Genomic DNA, 1,348 nt, shown 5'->3' with positions numbered 1-1,348 from the left:
CATCAGGGAATAGCACCGATGACAGCCAGCCGCTGATCAGCGGTATTGGTACTGCTGGTGATATCATCATTGTGTACACCACTGATGCGACCGGCAATCACCCGATTGGCAGCACCAAGGTACTCGATAATGGCACCTGGTCACTGACGCCAACCACCCCACTGCTGGAAGGTAACAACCAACTGACCATCGTGGCGGTCGATGCGGCGGGTAACAAGACCACCCCAAGCACACCATCCTATGATATCAATCTTGACATCACCATACCGTCAGAACCAGCCATCACCAGCGTGCTGGATGATGTTGAACCGAAAGCTGGCGCTCTGCAGAAAGGGGATGTCACCAACGACAACACCCCAACCCTGAAAGGTAGTGCCGAGGCGGACAGCCTGGTCAAGGTCTATGACAAAGGTCAACTGATCGGTTCAACCACGGCAGACGGCAAGGGCGAGTGGAGCTTTACGCCAGCAGCAGGCGCTGAACTGAAAGATGGCAACCATACCCTGACCATCACCTCAACGGATGCCGCAGGCAACGAGAGTGCTCCTAGCGGCAGTTTTGATATTGTAGTAGACACTAACGTCCCTAACTCGGCTGGCGATATCGTTATTACCGACAACGTGGGTGAGAAGACCGGTGAAGTGAACCCGGGGGATACCACCGATGACCGTTCACCAAACCTGAGCGGTACGGGCGAACCCGGCGGCACGGTCACCATCTATGATAACGGTGAAGAAATCGGTACCGCCAAGATTGAAGATGACGGCAAGTGGAGCTTTACCCCGACTGAGCCGCTGGATAACGGCGAGCACAAGCTGAACACCACCGTGACTGACCCGGCGGGCAACGTGAGTGAGCCAAGCCCGGATATCAAATTTGAGGTGGATGATTCACCCGTGCTGGTACAACTGGGCTCAGTGAATGACAATGTCGGCTCAGTGACCGGTAACCTGCAACCCGGTGATGTCACCGACGATCCACGTCCAGAACTGAACGGCAGCGGCAAGCCAGGCAGTGTTATCACTGTGAAGGATGGCGACCGCGAGCTGGGGACTACCACCGTTAAGCAAGATGGTAGCTGGAGCTTTACGCCAGAGACCGACCTGGGTGAAGGTAACCACAGCCTGACGGTGACGGCAGAAGATGCCGCCGGTAACAGCGTGACCTCTCCCGCCTTTGTGCTAAAGGTAGATACCACCGCGCCAGAGCAACCCGTGATTGGTAACGCCATTGATGACGTCGGTGATAACCGTGGTCCATTGGCCAGCGGCAGTGTTACCGATGACGCCAACCCAACCTTCAAAGGGACGGCAGAGGCAAATAGCATCATCAATATCTATGATGATGG

Annotated in this window: 1 protein-coding gene; it reads left to right on the top strand. The window is 55.6% G+C overall.

What is annotated here, in order from left to right:
- Positions 1 to 1,348 (top strand): Ig-like domain-containing protein (locus IO95_RS25450; RefSeq protein WP_037387224.1); only part of this gene is annotated, 1,348 nt, incomplete at both ends.

This window comes from Serratia sp. DD3, assembly GCF_000496755.2.
This window is presented reverse-complemented; position numbering and strand designations above follow the sequence as displayed.